This window comes from Alphaproteobacteria bacterium (genome assembly GCA_040218575.1).
Lineage (GTDB): Bacteria > Pseudomonadota > Alphaproteobacteria > JAVJRE01 > JAVJRE01 > JAVJRE01.
Genome location: JAVJRE010000002.1, coordinates 167,384 through 185,698, shown reverse-complemented (window position 1 = coordinate 185,698; position 18,315 = coordinate 167,384). Strand labels below are relative to the sequence as shown.

Sequence of the window (18,315 nt, the reverse complement as noted above, 5' to 3'; positions counted from 1 at the left end):
GCCGCAACACGAGGACAGGTGCCACCATGGCCAGCCAGCGTACGTTTTCGATCATCAAGCCCGACGCCACCCGGCGCAATATCACCGGTGAAGTGAATGCCCGGCTGGAGCGGGCCGGTCTGCGCATCGTCGCCCAGCGCCGTATCCGTATGTCCCGTGACCAGGCAGAGGCCTTCTACGGCGTTCACCGCGAGCGGCCGTTTTTCGCTGATCTGTGCGCGTTCATGACGTCGGGACCGGTGGTTGTGCAGGTTCTGGAGGGCGAGAACGCGGTCGAGCGTAATCGCGAAATCATGGGGGCCACCGATCCCGCCAAGGCCGCCCCCGGCACCATCCGCCGCGAGTTCGGGGAATCGATTGAGGCCAACACCGTGCACGGCTCGGATTCGCCGGAAAACGCGCAAACGGAGATCGCCTTCTTCTTCAAGCCGGACGAAATCACCGGCTGAGTCCAAGCCGGACGAAATTATCGGCTGAGTTCAAACCGGGCAAGTTTACCGGCTGAGTTCACGCCGGGCACATTTGCCCGCTAACCGGCCCTGGCCGCGCCCGGCGACCCGCGGCGGAAAGACCCCGGACTGCGCCGCAGCATACCCGCTACAGCAGGAAAATCGCCATTCCTGCCAGGATGACCACGACGATAGCCGTGCTCCACACGGTCAGGCGAACAAAACCCCGCCACATGGTGACGTGTGGTTCAAGGTGCTGGTCGTTCTCGGCGCTCATGTCCGGCTCCCCTCGGTTGTGCTCATACGCCCCTCGGGGGCCGGCGACTCTTAGCCTAGCCGGTGCCGCTTGAAAAGCCGGCGTCGGCGGCCGGCTGCCGGTCACTGCCGACGCGCACATCGGCCAGGGAGAGACCGGCCGGCAGGACCAGCCCGCGACCGTCCACCCGTGCCGTTTCGCCCGCTATGGCGACACGACCTTCGGCCACAAGACGCAGGGCCAGCGGGTAGAGCAGATGCTCCGCGGCCAGGATTCTTGCGGCCAGCCGGTCGGCGTCGTCATCCGGCAGGATCGCCACCCGGGCCTGGGCGATAATTGGTCCTGTATCCGTGGCGTGGCGCACGAAGTGCACGGTGCAGCCGCTCTCCGCGGCCCGGTCCTCCAGCGCCTGCGCCTGCGGGTGAAGGCCCGGATAGAGCGGCAGCAGCGAGGGGTGAATATTGATCATCCGGTTGTGCCAGCGTGTGACGAAAGCAGCAGTGAACAGGCGCATGAACCCCGCCAGACAGATGAAATCCACCTCATGCCGGTCCAGCTCGGCCTGCACCGCCTCGTCGAAAGCATCCCGCGAAGCAAAGGCCGTGTGATCCAGCGCGACAGCGGCGACTTCCGCGTCGCGGCCGTGGCCCAGGCCTGGCGCATCCGGCCGGCTTGAGATGACGCAGGCGATTTCAGCCGGAAAGTCCGCCGCTTCGGTGGCTCTGATCAGGGCCGCCAGATTGCTGCCGCGACCGGAAATAAGCACCGCCGTTCGGAGCGGTGTGGTCAGCCCCGCCATGCATCCTCAAGATGGGTCAGCCGGGTGGTCGCCGGGCCGTCGCCGGCGCTTATCCGACCGATGCGGAATACGCTTTCGCCGCTGCCGCGCAGGACTGTTTCCATATGGTCGGCATCGGCCGCCGCCACCACCGCCACCATGCCGATGCCGCAATTGAAAGTCCGCGCCATTTCCACCGCCGCCACGCCGCCGGCCTCGGCCAGCCAGCCAAAGACCGGCAGCCACGGCCATGACCGGGCGTCGATGTCGGCAACTGTGCCGTCAGGCAGAACCCGCGGGATATTCTCCGTCAGGCCGCCGCCGGTGATATGGGCCAGGGCCTTGACCTTGCCGCCGCGCACCGCCGCCAGCGCCGTCGGCACATAGATCCGCGTCGGTGTCAGCAATATTTCCGCCAGGCTGGCCCCTGGCGGCGCGGCAAAAGGCGGCGGGCTGTCCAGGGCCAGATCCAGATCGTCGATGATTCGCCGTACAAGCGAATAGCCGTTGGAGTGGACGCCGGAGGAGGCGAGACCCAGGATCACGTCGCCGGCGTCTATATCCTGGCGCGGCAGCAGATGATCGCGCTCCACCGCACCCACCGCAAAGCCGGCCAGGTCAAAGCGGTCGCCTTCGTACATGCCGGGCATTTCGGCGGTTTCACCGCCAGCGAGCGAGCAGCCGGCCAGACGGCAGCCTTCGGCGATGCCGGCGATGACCTGCGCTGCTCGCGCCACGTTCAGGCGGCCGGTGGCGAAATAGTCCAGAAAGAACAGAGGCTCCGCACCCTGCACCACCAGATCATTGACGCACATGGCAACCAGGTCGATGCCGATGGTGCTGAACGACTCCGCGGCCTCGGCCAGCAACAGCTTGGTGCCGACCCCATCGGTCGCCGACACCAGGATGGGATCATCAAAGCCGGCCGCCCGCGGATCGAACAATGCCCCGAATCCGCCAAGACGGCTCAGGCTGCCGCTGCGCCGGGTGGCTTCGGCCAGGGGGCCGATTTCGCCCACCAGCGCCTGCCCGGCGTCGATATCGACCCCGGCCTGGCGGTAGGTGCGGCGGTTGGCGTGGCTGCGTTGGCGGGACACTTTGGTCTATAAAGGCGGCACGGACATCGCGACCTTAGTGGATTCGGAATTGGCCGTCATGACGCTTCGGCGGACGGGCCTTTTGGCCCTTGCCTTTATTCTACTGACAGGCGCGCCGCCGGTGCTGGCGGCCGATGAGCTGTTCACCGTGCGTGGCGTGGCCGTGGACCGCACGGCGGCCAGCGCCGATCAGGCCAAGACGCTGGCGCTTGGTGATGGTCAGCGCCAGGCGTTTTTCCGGCTGATTGGCCGTCTGGCCTTCTCCGGCGCCGGCGCCCGGCTGGCCCATCTCGATGACCCGTCGATTGCCGGGCTGGTGGAAAGCTTCGGTGTGGAGTCGGAGAAAACCTCGGCTGTTCGCTATATCGCCAGCCTGACTGTGTCCTTCAGCCCGTCGCGCGTGCGCGACCTGTTGCGGCGGGAGGCCATCGCTTTTGCCGAAACCCCCTCCAAGCCGGTGCTGGTCCTGCCGGTTCTTAGCAGTGGCGGCGCATTCAGCCTGTGGGACGAACCCAATCCGTGGCGTGATGCCTGGGCCGCATTGCAGGACCATGACGGTCTGGTGCCGCTGGTATTGCCGCTTGGTGACCTGGCCGATATCGCCGCCATCAGCGCGCGTCAGGCGGTGGACGGCAATGACGACCGGCTGGCGGCGATTGCCGCGCGCTATGGCGCCAGCGACACGCTTGTTGTGGTTGCGGCGCCGCGCTTTGGCTCGAGCGGAACGGGGCTGCATCTGACCATCAGCCGGTTTGGCCCCGGCCAGGTCGGCGATGTGGTCGTCGATACGGTGGACGCCGGCGACAGGGCGGGATTGGCCGCGGCCTATGACCGGGCCGTGTCGCGGGTTGTGCGGGCGGCGGAAGAATCGTGGAAAGCGGCGGTCGCTGTTGGCACGGGCAGCGGTGGAACCCTGCCGGTCACCGTTCGGTTTGAGACGCTGGCCGCATGGGCGGCAATGGAGCGCCGGTTGCGCGCGGTGGCGGCCGTGCGCCAGGTCACTCTGCAATCCTTTAGCCTGCGGGACGCCGAAGCCCGTCTCCTCTATGTCGGTAGCGAAGCGCAGTTGGCGCTGGCCCTGGCCCAGAGCGACATCGTCCTGGGCCCGCCGGACGCCTTCGGCCGCCGGCCCTTGTCGTTGCGCGGTTCGGCCGCGCCGTGACCGGTGGCCGGCCATGACCGCGACCGGCGTTCGCGCCCGGCGAAGCCGTATCAGCTTGCCCAATGTGATCACGCTGGCCCGCCTTGTGACGGTGCCTTTGATTGTCTGGCTGCTGATGGATGGCCGGTTTGCGCCGGCCTTCTGGTTGCTGGTTGCCGCCGGCCTCAGCGACGCGGTGGATGGCTATATCGCCCGGCGCTTCAACCGGCGCACACATCTGGGCGCCTATCTCGACCCGCTGGCTGACAAGGCTCTGCTGGTCGGTGTTTTTGTCGCTCTCGGCGTTCAGGGGCATCTGCCAAGCTGGCTGGTCATTCTGGTGGTCTCGCGCGACATTCTGATCATTGGCGGCGCTCTGCTGATTCATACCTTGACGCAGAAACTGCGCATGGCTCCCATCTGGCTCAGCAAGCTCAATACAGTGACGCAGATCGTGCTGGCGGTGCTGGTGGTGGCGGAGCTTGGCCTGGCCACGTCCCTGACGCCGCTGACCGCGCCTTTGATCGGGCTGCTGATCTGGGTGGTGGCACTGACAACCGTCGCCTCCGGCGGCCAGTATGTGGTGACCTGGCTGCAACGGCTGATCAGGCTGGAGGACGAGCGATGACCCTACGCGGCGGAATCGGCTATGTGGCGGGCGGGGTGGCGTTCGTCCTCGCCATGATGGTGTTTGCGCCGATTCTTTTGCCGTTCATCGCCGGCTTTGCCATTGCCTACTTTCTCGATCCGGTGGCCCAGTGGCTGGCCCGGCATGGCGTGTCACGGACAATTGCCGCTCTCGTTCTCGTTGGCGGGTTTCTCGCCCTGATGGTGCTGGCCGTAGTTCTGCTGGTACCGCTCGTACAGCAGCAGATCCTGACCTTTGCCGATAATGTTCCACAGTACATTGCCGCGCTGACCGCCTGGGGCCAGCCCCTGGCCGGGCGCCTAGAAAATGTCCTCACGCCACAGGACCTGGAACGGCTGCGGAATCTTCTGTCGTCCGGCGCTGGCGATGCCTTGCGCGTTGTGGCCCGGTTCCTGACCGGTGTGTGGAGCGGCGGCGTGGCGTTTATCAACCTCCTGTCGCTGATCTTCATAACGCCGCTTGTGGGCTTCTATTTGCTGCGGGACTGGGACCGCATCCTGACGAAGATCGATGGCTGGCTGCCGCGCGATGACGCGCCGGCCATCCGTCGGATCGCTTCGGATATTGACCGCACGCTGGCCGGTTTCGTCCGCGGCCAGGGCGTGGTGGTGTTGTGCCTGGCGGTGTTCTACGCCACCGGTCTCACGCTTCTGAATCTCGATTTCGGGCTGGTGATCGGCATCGCCGCCGGTCTGGTGTCCTTCATCCCGTTTCTCGGCGCGGCCTTCGGACTGGTGGTGTCCGTTGGCATGGCGCTGGTGCAGTTCGGCCTTGCCGACTGGACGTCCGTCCTGCTGGTCGCTGCCGTGTTCGCTGCCGGCCAGATTCTCGAGGGCAATGTGCTGACGCCGCGGCTGGTCGGACGGCGGGTGGGCCTGCATCCGGTGTGGGTCATTTTCGCTGTGCTGGCCGGGGGTCTGTTGCTCGGATTTGTCGGCGTACTGCTGGCGGTGCCGGCGGCGGCGGTGACCGGCGTGCTGCTGCGCTATGCATTGGATGGGTGGCGCCATAGCCCGGCCTGGCGCGGTGGCCGACCCCCTGCGTCGTCCTCTTCGCCACCCGTTCCGTCGCCGCCCGCGCCGGTGGCTCCTGACAAGACCGACGGCTGATGCGGCAACTGGTTCTGGATCTTGGCCATCGCCCGGCCCTCGGCCGTAGTGATTTTCTCATCGCCGGATGCAATCAGACGGCGGTCGCCTGGCTCGACCGCTGGCCTGACTGGCCGGGGCACGGGCTGGTTTTGTGGGGCGGAGAGGGCGCTGGCAAGACCCATCTGGCGCAGGTCTGGCGCCAGGTCAGCGGCGCCGGCCAGATCGCCGCCGACCGCTTCATCGGCCGGCCCATGGAGTTGGCGCCGCCGGATGTTCCGGACGCGGAATCGGGACCCTGGGTGATTGAGGATGTGGACCGCGCGGTCACCGCGCCGGCCTTCGACGGCACGGCGCTGCTGCACTTTTTCAACCGCTGTCGCGAGGCCGGGTGCGATCTGTTGTTCACCGGCCGCACGCCGCCGGCGGACTGGCCGATTGCCCTTGCCGACCTGGCGTCGCGCCTTCGCGCGCTGCCGGCGGTTGGTATCGGCCAGCCTGATGACACACTGCTTGCGGCTCTGTGCGTCAAGCTGTTCGGTGATCGCCAACTGGCTATTTCGCCGGATGTGGTGCCCTATGTGGTGGCCCGTATAGAGCGTTCACCAGCCGCGGTTGCCCGTCTGGTAGACCGGCTGGATCGCCTGGCGCTACAGGAAAAGCGAGAGATAACGGTGCCGCTGGTGCGCCGGGTATTGGGCCACGACCATACTGCCGGCGGACGGCAGCCCGAAACGGCCGGCTGACGGCAACTCGCAATCGCAGGAAGGGAGATCAGCACATGGATTTGGGTTTGACCGGAAAGACGGCGCTGGTGTGCGCCTCAAGCAAGGGGCTTGGCAAAGGGTGCGCCATGGCGCTGGCGGCGGAAGGCTGCGCTGTGACCATCACCGGGCGCACCGAGGAAACCCTCGCCGCCGCTGCTGCCGATATTCGCCAGGCCACCGGCGCCACCGTGACCATTGTCAGCGGTGACATCACCACCGAAGCCGGCCGCGCCGCGGCGCTGGCAGCGTGTCCGGAGCCTGACATTCTGATCAACAATGCGGGCGGTCCGCCGCCCGGCGATTTTCATGACTGGGGCCAGAAGGAATGGGAATCGGCCCTGCAATCCAACATGCTGACGCCCATCTTCCTGATCAAGGCGGTGGTTGACGGCATGATTGATCGGCGCTTTGGCCGCATCGTCAACATCACCTCCGGCGCGGTAAAGGCGCCCATAGCCCAGCTTGGTCTGTCCAACGGCGCGCGCGCCGGTCTCACCGGTTTCGTCGCCGGCCTGGCCCGCCAGACCGTCCGCCACAACGTCACCATCAACAATCTTCTGCCGGGGCCGTTCCTGACCGACCGTGCACGTCAGCTCATGGAGGGACGGGCGAAGAAGGAAAACCGCAGTATCGATGATCTGGTGGCCGAACGGGCGAAGGGTAATCCGGCCGGCCGCTGGGGCCAGCCGGAGGAGTTCGGCCACGCTTGTGCCTGGCTGTGCTCGTCGCAGTCCGGCTTCGTCACCGGTCAGAACATTCTGCTGGACGGCGGCCACTATCCAGGAACGCTTTAGGCCGGGAACGCCTTAGGCCGCCCTCCGGCTGACACCTGGCGCCGGCGGGCTCAGGCGGCGCCCGGTTCCTGATCGCCGGCGGTGTCCGCCGGCAGATCGCCCGGCCGCGTAAAGCGCACCAGCCGGCCACGGCCGGGCGCTACCTGGCGCCAGCTTGCGGCGTCCACGGCGATTTCCGCCAGCGCCGCCGTGGGAAAGCCGCGCGCCAGAAGAGAGCGGGCAGGGGCCGGCCCGCTGGCTACCAGCATGATGGCCAGCTCGCTCAGACCCGGGTTGTGGCCGATGATGACCACCGAATCCGTGGCGTCATCCAGTTCGGCCACATGCGCCAGGATCTCTTCCGGCGACGCCAGATAAAGTCCCGTCAACTGGCGCACCGGGACACTCTGGCCAAAGGCGGCGAGAAACAGCTCGGTGGTCTCCGCCGTGCGTCGCGCGGTGGAGGTCAGCACCACGTCGATGCGAAAGCCGCGCTCGCGCGCATGGTTGCCCATGGCGGTGGCCGACCGCTGTCCACTGGATGTCAGGCGGCGGTCGCGGTCCTCCTGATCGAACTGCGGCGCCTCGGCTTTGCCGTGGCGCAGGAAATAGAGGAACTTCACGGGGTGACCACCAGTCTGGCGGAGCGCTCTTCCTGGCGTGCCGGCATGACACCCGCCGGCCGGTCGAACCTGACGGTCAGCAGGTAAAGCCCGGGCTGCCAGTCGCCATCCGGTTTGCGGCGGCCGGCAAAGTACAACTGGCTGGCCCGGTCACGCTCCACGGTGATCGCCTGGCTCACCACCACGCCGCCGTCCGGATCGCTCAGCACCAGGTCGATCCGGTCGCCCACACGAACACCGAACAGTGCCGTCCAGACGATGATCGCGTCAATCGTCGAAGGCAATTCCGTGGTGCTGTAGACGCCGCGTTCCACGCCCTCCATGCGCGGCGGGTTGGGTGTAAAGCCGAGGTTGAGGATGCCGCCGCCGCGATAGCCGAGGACAGCGTCGGCGCTGTCGTCCCACAGATCGCTCTGCTGGTCTTGCCCGAAGGGGTCGATGGCCTGGCCGTTGTGGCGGACCGCGAAATGGACATGGGGAAAATCAGCGAATCCCGACTGGCCGACCAGGCCCAGAACATCGCCGGCGGCGACCCGTTGGCCGGGGATCACGGCGATACTGTCCTGACGCAGGTGGGAGTATTGCGTTTCCCAGCCGTCCCCGTGATCGATCACCACCCCGTTGCCGGCCATGCGGTCGGCGGCGATTGCCGCATCGCGGGCGCGCCCTTCGATATCCGCCTCGCCATCGCGTACCCGCAGGACCGTGCCGGCGGCGGCGGCCACCACCGGGACGCCGCGTGCCATATCGACCCGGTCACGCACCCGGAAATCGGTGCCGTCATGTCCGTCATAGGTCAGCCGGCCACCGGCGAAGTCGGCGATGCCCTGGCCGGGGTCGCGGTCCACATGCTGCTGGATGGCGCAAACCAGGCCCATGTCACAGTCCACCGGGACAATGAACCGTGGCTCGTCGGCCATGGCCGCGCCGGCCGTCACTGCGCCGGCTGTCACAATGGCGGGCAGCAGGACTGCCAGCCATGCCCGGACACTGCACCACCGGCCGGCCACTGGCGTCAGCCCTTACCCACCAGGGCGTCGTCGGCAGCGCTTTCCGTTTCTGCCGCTGTCCGCCCGCCGCCCTTCTTGCGGCGTCGCGCCGGCCGCACGTTGCGCGCTGTTGGCGTGGTGTCCTGCAAGTCGTCGCCGTCCAACTCCAGCAGGCGCAGTCCCTGGCGGCCGATGGCTAAAGCCACGTCGCCGTTGGCCAGGGCCAGGGCCTTGTCGCCAAACAGATGACGCCGCCAACCGCCCATGGCCGGCACATCTGCCGCCGCCCCCTCGGCGGCAATCCGCTCCAGGTCGTCGCTCGATGCCACCAGGCGCTGGGCCACACCTTCGGCCTCGCACAGCAGGCGCAGCAGGACCTTGAGCAGCTCCACCACCTCACCCGGCGCGCCGTCGCGTCCGCGCGGCGGTGGTGGCCTGGGCCGTTCGTCCGCCGGTACCGCCAGGCCGCGCACCACCGCGTCAAGCAGAGCCTCGCCCAGTTTTGAGCGGCCGAACCCGTTGGGCACGGCGCGGATGCGGTCCAGCGCCCTGGCGTCGGCCGGGCGGCTCTGGGCGATCTCCACCAGTGCCTCATCGCGCAGGATACGGTTGCGCGGCACGTCGCGATTCTGTGCCTCGCGCTCGCGCACCGCCGCCACCTCGCGCAGAACCGCCAGGATTTCAGGCGTCGGCCGGCGCACTTTCAGGCGTTGCCAGGCCTTGTCCGGATCGAACTCATAGGTGGCTGGGTGGGTCAGCTTGGCGTCTTCCTCGGCAACCCACTCGGCCCGGCCGGTCTTCGCCAACTGATCGCGCAGCGTCTCATAGATCGGCCGCAGGTGGGTGACGTCGGCCAGGGCGTAGTCGAGCTGACGGTCGCTCAGCGGGCGCAGCGCCCAGTCGGTGAAGCGCATGGACTTGTCGATGCGGGCATTGTCCAAACGGGTCGCCAGCGTGTCATAGGCGACGGAGTCGCCGAAGCCGCAGACCATGGCGGCGATCTGGCTGTCAAAGACCGGCGCCGGCAACGTCCCCATCAGGTGAAAGAATATTTCCAGGTCCTGGCGACCGGCGTGAAACACCTTGGTCATGTCCGGCTTGCGCATCAGACTGAACAACGGCTCCAGCTCCAGGCCGTCGGCCAGCGGGTCTATGGCCACCGCCGCCTGCGGCCCGCCCACCTGAATCAGGCACAGACGTGGCCAGTAGGTGCGCTCGCGGATGAACTCCGTATCAACCGTGATGAACTCCTCGTCGGCTACGCTGCGACAGAAGGCATCAAGGTCGTCGGTGGTGGTGATGGGCAGGGGAAAATCAGGCATGCCCCTAGGCATACACGGCTTGTGCCGGCGCGAAAAGCGCCGCCCGGCCGGTTGCGGTGGTCAGCCGCGGCTGGTCGCCACCTGTTATCACCCGCCGCGCACCCCGTCGCGCCCCCGCCGTCCTACGACGGCGGTTGACAAGTCCGGGTGCGCCATGGCCATTGGCCGGCACCTGCGGGCGCTGTTCCGTGGGCTTTATCACGTCCTGGTCGGGGGCCATGCATCCATACCGAACTCATACCTGCGGCGCGCTCCGGCTGTCACATGCCGGTGAGACGGTTCGCCTGTCCGGCTGGATTCACCGCAAGCGCGACCATGGTCAGTTGCTGTTTGTGGACCTCCGCGACAATTCCGGCATCGCCCAGTGCGTGATCGATAATGAAAACCCTCTCTTCACTGAGGTGGAGGCGCAGCGGCTGGAAACCGTCATCACGGTGACCGGGACCGTCGTCAAACGAAACGCCGAGACGGTCAATGCGGATCTGCCCACCGGCGAGGTGGAGCTGCGTATCCAATCGCTTTCCATTCTGTCGGTGGCCGACCCCTTGCCGCTTCAGGTCAACAGTGACACCGACTATGGCGAGGAAACCCGTCTGCGCTATCGCTACCTCGATCTTCGCCGTGAGAAGATGCAGCGCCACATGCATCTGCGCAGTGATGTGATTTCGTCCATCCGTCGCCGTATGATCGACTCCGGCTTTACAGAGTTTCAGACGCCGATCCTGTCCGCCACCTCGCCGGAAGGCGCGCGCGACTATCTGGTGCCCAGTCGTCGTCACCCCGGGCGCTTCTATGCCCTGCCGCAGGCGCCGCAGATGTTCAAGCAGTTGCTGATGGTTGCCGGCTTTGATCGCTATTTCCAGATTGCCCCGTGCTTCCGCGATGAAGACAGCCGCGCCGACCGGTCACCGGGAGAGTTCTACCAACTGGATTTCGAGATGAGCTTCGTCACCCAGGACGATGTCTTCGCGGCCATCGAGCCCGTTATCCATGGGGTGTTTGAGGAGTTTGCCGCCTTTGGCCGGACGACCCCGCGCGCGGTCACACCGGCGCCATTTCCGCGAATCGCTTATGACGACGCCATGCTGCTCTACGGCAGCGACAAGCCGGACCTGCGCAATCCGCTGCTTATCCGCGATGTGACCCATGCCTTTGCCGGGTCCGGCTTCGGTCTGTTCGCGCGCGCGGTTGCCGCCGGTTCGATAGTGCGCGCCATACCTGCGCCCGGCGCCGGTGGCCGGCCGCGCAGTTTTTTCGACAAGCTGAACGACTGGGCGCGCGAGGAAGGGGCCGGTGGCCTCGGCTATATCACCTTTGCCGACGGCGCGGGGCAGGGGCCCATCGCCCGCAATCTGGAGCCGGCGCGGATTGAGGCTATCCGCCAGGCGCTTGATCTCGCGGATGGCGATGCGGTGTTCTTTGCCTGCGACGGGCCGGCGGCCGCGGCCCGGCTGGCCGGTCTCGCCCGCACCCGCCTGGCGACGGAGCTTGCCCTCGGCGAGAAGGACGCATTCCGCTTTTGCTGGATCGTTGACTATCCGATGTATGAGCGGGACGAGACCAGTGGCCGTATTGAGTTCAGCCACAATCCCTTTTCCATGCCCCAGGGCGGGCTGGAGGCGCTGGAGACCCAGTCGCCGCTGGAGGTCAAGGCCTATCAGTACGACATCGTCTGCAACGGTGTGGAACTGTCGTCAGGCGCCATCCGTAATCACCGCCCGGACATCATGCTCAAGGCCTTTGCTATTGCCGGCTATGATGCGGCGGAGGTGGAGGCGCGGTTCGGCGGGATGTTGTCGGCCCTGCGCTATGGCGCGCCGCCCCATGGCGGCTCGGCCCCGGGTATAGACCGCATTGTGATGATGCTGGCCGACGAGCCGAACTTGCGGGAGATCGTGGCGTTTCCGCTCAACCAGCAGGCCGAGGACGTGATGATGGGGGCGCCGGCGCCGATTGATGCGGCGCGCCAGCGTGAGCTGCACATCCGGGTGGTGGAGCCGCCGCGGCCCGTCGCGCCGGCAGTTTCCGGCCCCGCTTCTTCTGACGAGCCCGCCTAGCCCGCCTAGCCCGGCCTTGCCGTGGCAACCTCCTCGTGCCGCTGCCATCCGTGCCGTCATGCGCCGCGCTACGCAAGGGGCGTACCGCTTAAGCCTTCCGTAAGGTGCCGGGGCCAGGCTGTAGCCTCACCTGCGGAGAAAGCCCGTGTGCTGCTCCCGGCCTGGCTCGTGGTCCCGATCATTGCCCCGATCATTGCCCCAATGGCTGATGATCGCGGCCCTTGCCATGCATGTGGCCCCGGCGCGGAGCCTGGCCCATGACCAGACCATGGCCTGGCGCCAGATTCTGCCCGCCACGCCGCTATTGACCGGCGCGCCGGCCGGCCCCCATGCGGTGCTTGATGATGGTGCGCCGCCACAGGTCGCCGTGCGCGTCACGCCTGAGGCCTGGATCGTCGTCGCCAGTTTTCAGGAGCCGGAGCGCGCCAATCGCGCGCAGGCCCGCTTCATGCCCCTTCTGGGTGGTCTGCCGCTGTCGGTGATTCCGGCGGAGGTGTCCGGCCAGACCTGGCACCGCCTGTCGGTGGGGCCACTGACCCCGGCCGTGGCGACCGCCAGTCTGGCCCGGCTGCGGCAGCAGGTGGCGCCGGATGCCTGGCTGATTTTGCGCTGTCCTGGCGGCGCGCCGCCGCCCTGCGCCCTGGTGCTTTCCGCCTGGTAGGTCAGACCAGCCGGTCGCGTGGCGGCCGCCCGGCGAAATAATCATCCAGATTGTCCAGCGCCTTGAACCCCATGGCGTTGCGCGTCTCAATCGTGGCGCTGCCCAGGTGCGGCAGAAGGAAAGTGTTGGCCAGATCCGCATAACCAGCATGCACTTTTGGCTCGCCGGTATAGACGTCGAGACCGGCGCCGGCGATGACGCCGTCTTTCAGCGCCTGGACCAGCGCATCGTCATCAACCACATCGCCACGCGCGGTATTCACCACAATGGCGTGAGGCGGCAGCTTGGCCAACCGTTCGGCGTTCAGCAGCTTGCGGGTTTCCGCCGTTGACGGACAATGCAGGGACAGCACGTCCACCTGTCCCAGCATCTCTTCCAGGTCGCCGTGATAGTGGGCGCCCTTGGCGTCCTCTTCGGCCTTGGGCGAGCGGCTGTGGTAGTGAATCGTCATGCCGAAGGCGCGGCAACGGTCGGCGAAGGCCTGACCGATCCGGCCCATGCCGACAATGCCTACCGCCTTGCCGCTGACGTGCTGGCCCATCATGTGGGTCGGCGCCCATCCCGCCCAGCTTCTGGTGCGCATCAGATGCTCGCCTTCGCCGGCCCGCCGTGCCGCGCCCAGCATCAGCAACATGGCGATGTCGGCTGTGGCATCGGTCAGGACGCCCGGTGTGTTGGTGACGATGATGCCCCGTTCCTTGGCGGCGGGCAAATTGATGTGGTCATAGCCCACGGAAAACGTGGCGATGATCTTGATCGAGTCGGGCAGGCCGGCAATCAGCTCGGGCGTCAGCTTGTCGGTGGGGCAGGGCAGCAGTGCCGCCGCACCGGCGCAGCCGGCGATGGTCTGCTCGGCGCTCGGTTGAACATCATCAGGGTTGAGGCGCGGCGCGAAGTCCCGTTGCAGCCGTGCTTCAACGGCCTCCGGCAGCCGCCGGGTGACAAAAACGACCGGTTTTTCCGCCATACCTGCTCCTCTTCGCCACGTCCTGGTCTTGGCCAGGGCCTCATATCCCGGAGGCCCGCTTGCCGCCGCTATTTCATGGCATACTGGCTAACCTCTCGCCGGCTGAGGTGCAAGAATGGACGCCTCGGTCAGCGTCCGGTCGCACCCTGGCCCGTGGCTTCTGGAGAATGCCGTCGCCATGATCATTCAGGCCTTCGTCAGACGGTTCCGGCCGCCGCCAGCCTGCCGCCGGATAGCGCTGGGTGCGGCGCTGGCGCTGGCTACGGCTGGGGTCGCCGCTACGGCGGGGCAGGCCGCTGCCCAGGGCCTGGTGCCCCATCGCGCGCTCTACTCCCTGACCGACACCGGCGCCACCGCCAGTCACGGGGCGACCTCGGCCAGCGGTATCGTTCGCAGCGAAACCCTCAGTGTCTGTGGCGACTGGCGCTACAACCAGACTCTGGATCTGGTCATGACGCTCAGCGACGGCATGTTGCGGCGTATCACCACATTCTCTGAAACCGTCGAGTCCCAGGACGGCCTCACCTACACCTTCCGCCATGAAGTGTGGGTCAATGGCACGGTTGCGGGCCGTATCGCCGGACAGGCCCGCATGGCCGGGCCGGGGCAGGGCGGACAGGCCATCTTTCAATCGCCGCGCCGCCTGGTGGTGGCCCTGCCTGCCGGAACCTTGTTCCCGCTGGGTCATGCGGCGGCGCTGCTGGCGGCGGTAAAAGACGGCGCCCGGTTCGATCAGCGCTCGCTCTTTACCGGTGACGCCATGGAAACGCCGCTCTATTTCGGCTCCGCGGTGGTCGGTGCACCGGTCACTCCAGGTAGCGATCAGGCGCTGCTGGCCGGCCGTGCCTGGCCGATTTCCCTGGCCCTGTTCGATCCGGACGACAGCGGCCCGGCGCCCCTGGCTGAGATCGGCGGCCGCTATTTCACCAATGGCGTCGCCGATCATCTCATGCTCGACCTCGGCCTGACTGTCGTTGAGGGCGACCTGCTGGCGTTGGAGGCGCTGCCGGACGAAGGCTGTGCCGCGGCCGGCGGCTCCCGCGCGTCAGACTAGGGTCAAGGCGTTCGCGCCCGTCGCGGCCCGCTCTTTCGTCCGGCCGGCAGACCGCGCCCCTGGTGCACCACGTCGCTGCCCATTCTTGTTCGCAAATCGTCCAGCGCCGTCTCCAGCACACGGCGGCGGCCGCGACCGGGCTCCGCCAGGTCCGGCGGGTCGGCGTCTCGGCCGGGCCCAAGGTCGCTCACCCCGATGCCGATCAGGCGGAACCAGGTGCCGTCCGCCTCGTGCGCCAGCAGGCTCTTGCCGTGCCGGTACAATGTATCGGCAAGCTGCGTCGGGAAGGGGAGGCGAAGCTGGCGTGTGCGGCTGGCAAAGCGCGCCGTCTTCAGCTTCAGGGTCACTGTGCGGCCGGCTACGTCGCCGGAGCGCAGACGGCGACCAACCTTTTCGCACAATGGCCACAGCATGCGCTGCAAGTCGTCCGGCGCCCGCAGATCGTGGGCGAAGGTGGTCTCGGCCGATATGCTCCTGGCCTGGCGGTGGGTGCTGACGGGACGGTCGTCCTGGCCATGGCTGAAGCGGGCGAGACGGCTACCGATGCGGCCGTAGCGCGCCACCAGCACGGCCTCGTCCTGCCGCTGCAGGTCGCCGATGAGGCGCAGCCCGTCGCCGCTGAGCCGCCGCTCCAGGGCCTGGCCGACGCCCCAGATGCGGCCGACGGGCAGGGGGCGCAGGACGGCTTCCGCCTCGGCCCGTCCGATGATGGTAAAGCCGCGCGGCTTGTCCATGTCGGAGGCCAGCTTGGCCAGGAACTTGTTGGCGCTCAAGCCGATGGAAACGGTGATTCCCACCTCCTGCTCGATCTGCCGGGCCAGGCGCACCAGATTGCGCGCCGGGCTGCCGCGCAGACGTTCGGTGCCGGCCAGGTCGAGAAACGCTTCATCAATGGAGATGGGCTCAACCTGCGGTGTCAGGTCTTCCATCATGGCGCGGATGCGCCGCCCCTCGCGCGCATAGGTGGCCATGTCGGGACGCACCACCTGGGCGTCGGGACAGCGCCGCAACGCCTCGGCCATGGGCATGGCCGAACGGCAGCCATAGAGGCGCGCCACATAGCAGGCGGCCGCCACCACTCCCCGTTCGCGACCGCCGACCAGGACCGGGCGATCCGCCAGCTCCGGGTGATTGCGCTTTTCGATGGCGGCATAGAAGGCGTCGCAGTCCACATGCGCCATGGTCAGCGTATCGCGCTCTGCATGGCGCAAAAGGCGGGTCGAACCGCAGGCGCCGCAGCGCCCGTCGCCGGCCGGCGTCAGACCGGCGCAGTCGCGACACAGGGCCGCAATCGCGGCATCCGACGTCGGTTCGGCCATGATCGGTTCTCTGTGTGGCGGCATTCTTGGTTGTGGACGGGGCTGTGGATCGGACTGTGGCGGCACCTTACGCTTCGTTAACCATTCTTGCATAACCTAGTGCGGCGCGGCTGTCGCACGCGCATATCCCGCCGTGTCTGGGCGGCAGGCGACCGGCTGAGGGGCGGATAATGGCCAAGAAGGTGCTCATTGTTGAGGACAACGAACTCAACATGAAGCTCTTTAACGATCTGCTGGAGGCGCACGGCTACACCACGCTGCAGACTCGTGACGGGCTGAACGCGCTGGCCATGGCCCGCGAACACCAGCCGGATCTCATCCTGATGGACATTCAGCTGCCGGAGGTTTCCGGCCTGGAGGTAACCCGCCAGCTCAAGGATGATGCGGAGCTGAAGGCGATTCCGGTGGTGGCTGTCACGGCCTTTGCCATGAAGGGCGATGAAGAAAAGATACGCCAGGGCGGATGCGAGGCCTATATCTCGAAGCCCATCTCCGTCGCCCAGTTTCTGGAAACCGTTGCCCGCTATGTCCAGTAGCCTTCAGCGGCACCCAGCAGCATAGCGTCAGCCAGCCCACCGGACCTGATTCATGTCGGCCAGAATCCTCGTTGTTGATGACATCCCGGCCAATGTTCGCCTGCTGGAGGCAAAGCTGCAGGCGGAGTATTTTGAGGTCATCGCTGCGGAAGATGGCCCGTCGGCGCTGACCATCGTGGCCCGCGAGATGCCGGACATCATCCTGCTGGACGTCATGATGCCGGGCATGGACGGGTTCGAGGTATGCCGCCGCATCAAGCATGACCCGTTGGCTCAGCATATCCCCATCGTCATGGTGACGGCGCTCAGCGAGCCGGAAGATCGTGTGCGCGGCCTGGAAAGCGGCGCCGACGACTTTCTCACCAAACCCATAGATGACAAGGCCCTGTTTGCCCGCGTTCGCTCGCTTGTCCGACTGAAGATGATGACCGACGAATGGCGTATGCGCGAAGAAATATCCCTTACCCTCGGCGATGGCGACGGTGATGTCCGGCCGGTTATGGAGATTGACGCCAGCGATGCCCGTGTCGCGGTGGTTGGCGACCGCGATGGGTCATTTGACCGTATGGCTCAGGCCATTTCTCGCGACAGTGACCGCCTTGTTCATGTGCCCGTCATCAGCGGCGGCGGCGCCGACCTCGACATTGCCCTTGCCGAATCCTGCGAGGCGGTGGTTATCAACTGTACGCCTGGTCGCGGCGCTGATCCGTTGCGTGTGCTGGCGCACCTTCGCTCACAGGAACAGTCGCGGACGATTCCGGCCATTGTGGTGGTGGATGACCACGACTCCGATGTCATCGCACGCTGCCTTGATCTCGGCGCCAGTGATTATCTGACCCGGCCGGTGGATGCCAACGAGGCCATCGCCCGGATTCGCACTCAGGTTCGCCGCTTTCGCTATCAGCACAGGTTGAAGCTCAGTTACCGGCAGAACCTGTCCATGGCCTATCGCGACGAGCTGACTGGGGTCTACAACCGGCGCTACCTGGCTACCCACCTCAATGCTGTGGTCGGCCGTATGCGCGATGCGGGCAAGCCGCTGTCACTGCTGATGCTGGATATCGACCACTTCAAGGCGACCAATGACCGGTATGGCCATCTTGCGGGCGATCAGGTCCTGGCGGAAGTGGCAGACCGGGTCACGTCATCATTGCGCGGTTTCGATACGGTGGCGCGCTTCGGCGGTGAAGAGTTCGTCGTTGTCATGCCGGATACCGCGGCTGAGCCGGCCTTCATGGTGGCCGAGCGCCTGCGCCGGCGGGTGGCGGATAAGCCCGTTGTTCTGGCCGATGGCGAAGCCGTATCCGTGGCTATCAGCATCGGCGTTGCGACGGCGCCATTGAGCAACGCTACAGGGGAATCGCTGCTCGAACTGGCGGACACCGCGCTGTATCAGGCCAAGGCCGCCGGTCGCAACCGGACGGTGGCTGCGGCGCCCGGTTCCGCGCCCGCTTCGGCGCGGCGCACGGCCTGAGCCCCAAGCCCGAATCAAAACGCCCGCCGGGCAGGCGGGCGCTGACGCTTGAAAAGCCGTTCAGGCCTACTTCATGCGGCCTTCCTTGAACACCACATGCTTGCGCGCCTTGGGGTCGTACTTGCGAAACTCAAGCTTGCCTTCGGTCTTGCGCGGGTTTTTCTTCGCCACATAGAAATAGCCGGTATCGGCTGTGCTCTCCAGCTTGACGAGAATGGTCGCCGGTTTCGCCATTGCGCTGTTCCTTTGATCATTGGCCCGTCAGGCGCTGGCCATGGGTGGCCTGCGATCCTGGCTGACCAGGGGCATGAGACT

Annotated in this window: 20 protein-coding genes; 11 read left to right on the top strand and 9 right to left on the bottom strand. The window is 66.5% G+C overall.

Annotated elements, in window-relative coordinates:
- Positions 1 to 26: 26 nt before the first annotated feature.
- Entirely contained in the window at positions 27 to 449 is a 423-nt protein-coding gene (ndk, locus tag RIE31_02460; GenBank protein ID MEQ8639464.1) for a nucleoside-diphosphate kinase, read from the top strand.
- Positions 450 to 597: 148 nt separating this feature from the next.
- On the opposite strand, the gene RIE31_02455 is transcribed toward ndk, so the two are convergent.
- The 3 genes from RIE31_02455 to purM are packed head-to-tail and all read right to left on the bottom strand — an operon-like array spanning position 598 to position 2,580.
- The gene (locus tag RIE31_02455; protein ID MEQ8639463.1) at positions 598 to 726 is read right to left on the bottom strand and encodes an aa3-type cytochrome c oxidase subunit IV; all 129 of its coding nucleotides are present in this window, start codon (positions 724 to 726) and stop codon (positions 598 to 600) included.
- 55 nt (positions 727 to 781) lie between these two features.
- Positions 782 to 1,504, bottom strand: a complete 723-nt coding sequence (purN, locus tag RIE31_02450) for a phosphoribosylglycinamide formyltransferase (GenBank protein ID MEQ8639462.1) — start codon at positions 1,502 to 1,504, stop codon at positions 782 to 784.
- Positions 1,492 to 2,580, bottom strand: coding sequence for a phosphoribosylformylglycinamidine cyclo-ligase (purM, locus tag RIE31_02445; GenBank protein ID MEQ8639461.1), 1,089 nt, complete (start codon positions 2,578 to 2,580; stop codon positions 1,492 to 1,494). The genes purN and purM overlap by 13 nt, the downstream gene beginning before the upstream one ends.
- Positions 2,581 to 2,638: 58 nt before the next feature.
- Here purM and RIE31_02440 point away from each other — a divergent pair, with 58 nt between their 5' ends.
- Genes RIE31_02440 through RIE31_02420 form a run of 5 tightly spaced genes read left to right on the top strand, consistent with a single transcriptional unit; the run spans position 2,639 to position 7,019 of the window.
- Complete coding sequence (locus RIE31_02440) at positions 2,639 to 3,742, top strand: DUF2066 domain-containing protein (protein ID MEQ8639460.1); 1,104 nt, start codon at positions 2,639 to 2,641, stop codon at positions 3,740 to 3,742.
- 13 nt (positions 3,743 to 3,755) lie between these two features.
- On the top strand, positions 3,756 to 4,349 hold the full coding sequence (locus RIE31_02435; protein ID MEQ8639459.1) for a CDP-alcohol phosphatidyltransferase family protein: 594 nt from the start codon (positions 3,756 to 3,758) through the stop codon (positions 4,347 to 4,349).
- Positions 4,346 to 5,479 (top strand): AI-2E family transporter, encoded by a 1,134-nt coding sequence (locus RIE31_02430; protein ID MEQ8639458.1) that lies wholly within the window; start codon positions 4,346 to 4,348, stop codon positions 5,477 to 5,479. Before RIE31_02435 ends, RIE31_02430 begins: the two co-directional genes overlap by 4 nt.
- Positions 5,479 to 6,204, top strand: a complete 726-nt coding sequence (locus RIE31_02425; protein MEQ8639457.1) for a DNA replication protein — start codon at positions 5,479 to 5,481, stop codon at positions 6,202 to 6,204. The genes RIE31_02430 and RIE31_02425 overlap by 1 nt, the downstream gene beginning before the upstream one ends.
- Before the next feature lie 35 nt (positions 6,205 to 6,239).
- The gene (locus RIE31_02420) at positions 6,240 to 7,019 is read left to right on the top strand and encodes an SDR family oxidoreductase (protein MEQ8639456.1); all 780 of its coding nucleotides are present in this window, start codon (positions 6,240 to 6,242) and stop codon (positions 7,017 to 7,019) included.
- A gap of 50 nt (positions 7,020 to 7,069) precedes the next feature.
- On the opposite strand, the gene RIE31_02415 is transcribed toward RIE31_02420, so the two are convergent.
- The 3 genes from RIE31_02415 to rnd form a co-directional block, all read right to left on the bottom strand.
- Complete coding sequence (locus RIE31_02415; protein ID MEQ8639455.1) at positions 7,070 to 7,621, bottom strand: histidine phosphatase family protein; 552 nt, start codon at positions 7,619 to 7,621, stop codon at positions 7,070 to 7,072.
- Entirely contained in the window at positions 7,618 to 8,541 is a 924-nt protein-coding gene (locus RIE31_02410) for a M23 family metallopeptidase (protein ID MEQ8639454.1), read from the bottom strand. Before RIE31_02410 ends, RIE31_02415 begins: the two co-directional genes overlap by 4 nt.
- A gap of 95 nt (positions 8,542 to 8,636) precedes the next feature.
- A complete protein-coding gene (gene rnd / locus RIE31_02405; GenBank protein ID MEQ8639453.1) occupies positions 8,637 to 9,932 on the bottom strand; it encodes a ribonuclease D in 1,296 nt (431 codons plus the stop codon).
- A gap of 218 nt (positions 9,933 to 10,150) precedes the next feature.
- Here rnd and aspS point away from each other — a divergent pair, with 218 nt between their 5' ends.
- Both aspS and RIE31_02395 read left to right on the top strand, forming a co-directional pair.
- Entirely contained in the window at positions 10,151 to 11,989 is a 1,839-nt protein-coding gene (gene aspS, locus RIE31_02400) for an aspartate--tRNA ligase (GenBank protein ID MEQ8639452.1), read from the top strand.
- Positions 11,990 to 12,197: 208 nt separating this feature from the next.
- Positions 12,198 to 12,650: an SPOR domain-containing protein gene (locus tag RIE31_02395; GenBank protein ID MEQ8639451.1), complete on the top strand. Its 453-nt coding sequence runs from the start codon at positions 12,198 to 12,200 to the stop codon at positions 12,648 to 12,650.
- 1 nt (position 12,651) lies between these two features.
- Here RIE31_02395 and RIE31_02390 read toward each other — a convergent pair whose 3' ends face one another.
- Positions 12,652 to 13,617 carry a D-glycerate dehydrogenase gene (locus tag RIE31_02390; GenBank protein ID MEQ8639450.1) on the bottom strand — a complete coding sequence of 322 codons (966 nt, stop codon included), beginning with the start codon at positions 13,615 to 13,617 and terminating at the stop codon, positions 12,652 to 12,654.
- Positions 13,618 to 13,732: 115 nt separating this feature from the next.
- On the opposite strand from RIE31_02390, the gene RIE31_02385 reads away from it, so the two are divergent.
- Positions 13,733 to 14,671, top strand: coding sequence for a DUF1849 family protein (locus RIE31_02385; GenBank protein MEQ8639449.1), 939 nt, complete (start codon positions 13,733 to 13,735; stop codon positions 14,669 to 14,671).
- A gap of 2 nt (positions 14,672 to 14,673) precedes the next feature.
- Here the strand turns inward: RIE31_02385 and RIE31_02380 are convergent, their stop codons facing one another.
- Positions 14,674 to 15,990, bottom strand: coding sequence for a DNA polymerase IV (locus RIE31_02380; GenBank protein MEQ8639448.1), 1,317 nt, complete (start codon positions 15,988 to 15,990; stop codon positions 14,674 to 14,676).
- 170 nt (positions 15,991 to 16,160) lie between these two features.
- Here RIE31_02380 and RIE31_02375 point away from each other — a divergent pair, with 170 nt between their 5' ends.
- Positions 16,161 to 16,526, top strand: a complete 366-nt coding sequence (locus RIE31_02375) for a response regulator (protein MEQ8639447.1) — start codon at positions 16,161 to 16,163, stop codon at positions 16,524 to 16,526.
- Positions 16,527 to 16,578: 52 nt separating this feature from the next.
- Positions 16,579 to 18,000 carry a PleD family two-component system response regulator gene (locus tag RIE31_02370; protein ID MEQ8639446.1) on the top strand — a complete coding sequence of 474 codons (1,422 nt, stop codon included), beginning with the start codon at positions 16,579 to 16,581 and terminating at the stop codon, positions 17,998 to 18,000.
- Between the two features lie 66 nt (positions 18,001 to 18,066).
- On the opposite strand, the gene rpmG is transcribed toward RIE31_02370, so the two are convergent.
- Positions 18,067 to 18,234 (bottom strand): 50S ribosomal protein L33, encoded by a 168-nt coding sequence (rpmG, locus tag RIE31_02365; protein MEQ8639445.1) that lies wholly within the window; start codon positions 18,232 to 18,234, stop codon positions 18,067 to 18,069.
- Positions 18,235 to 18,315 lie beyond the last annotated feature (81 nt).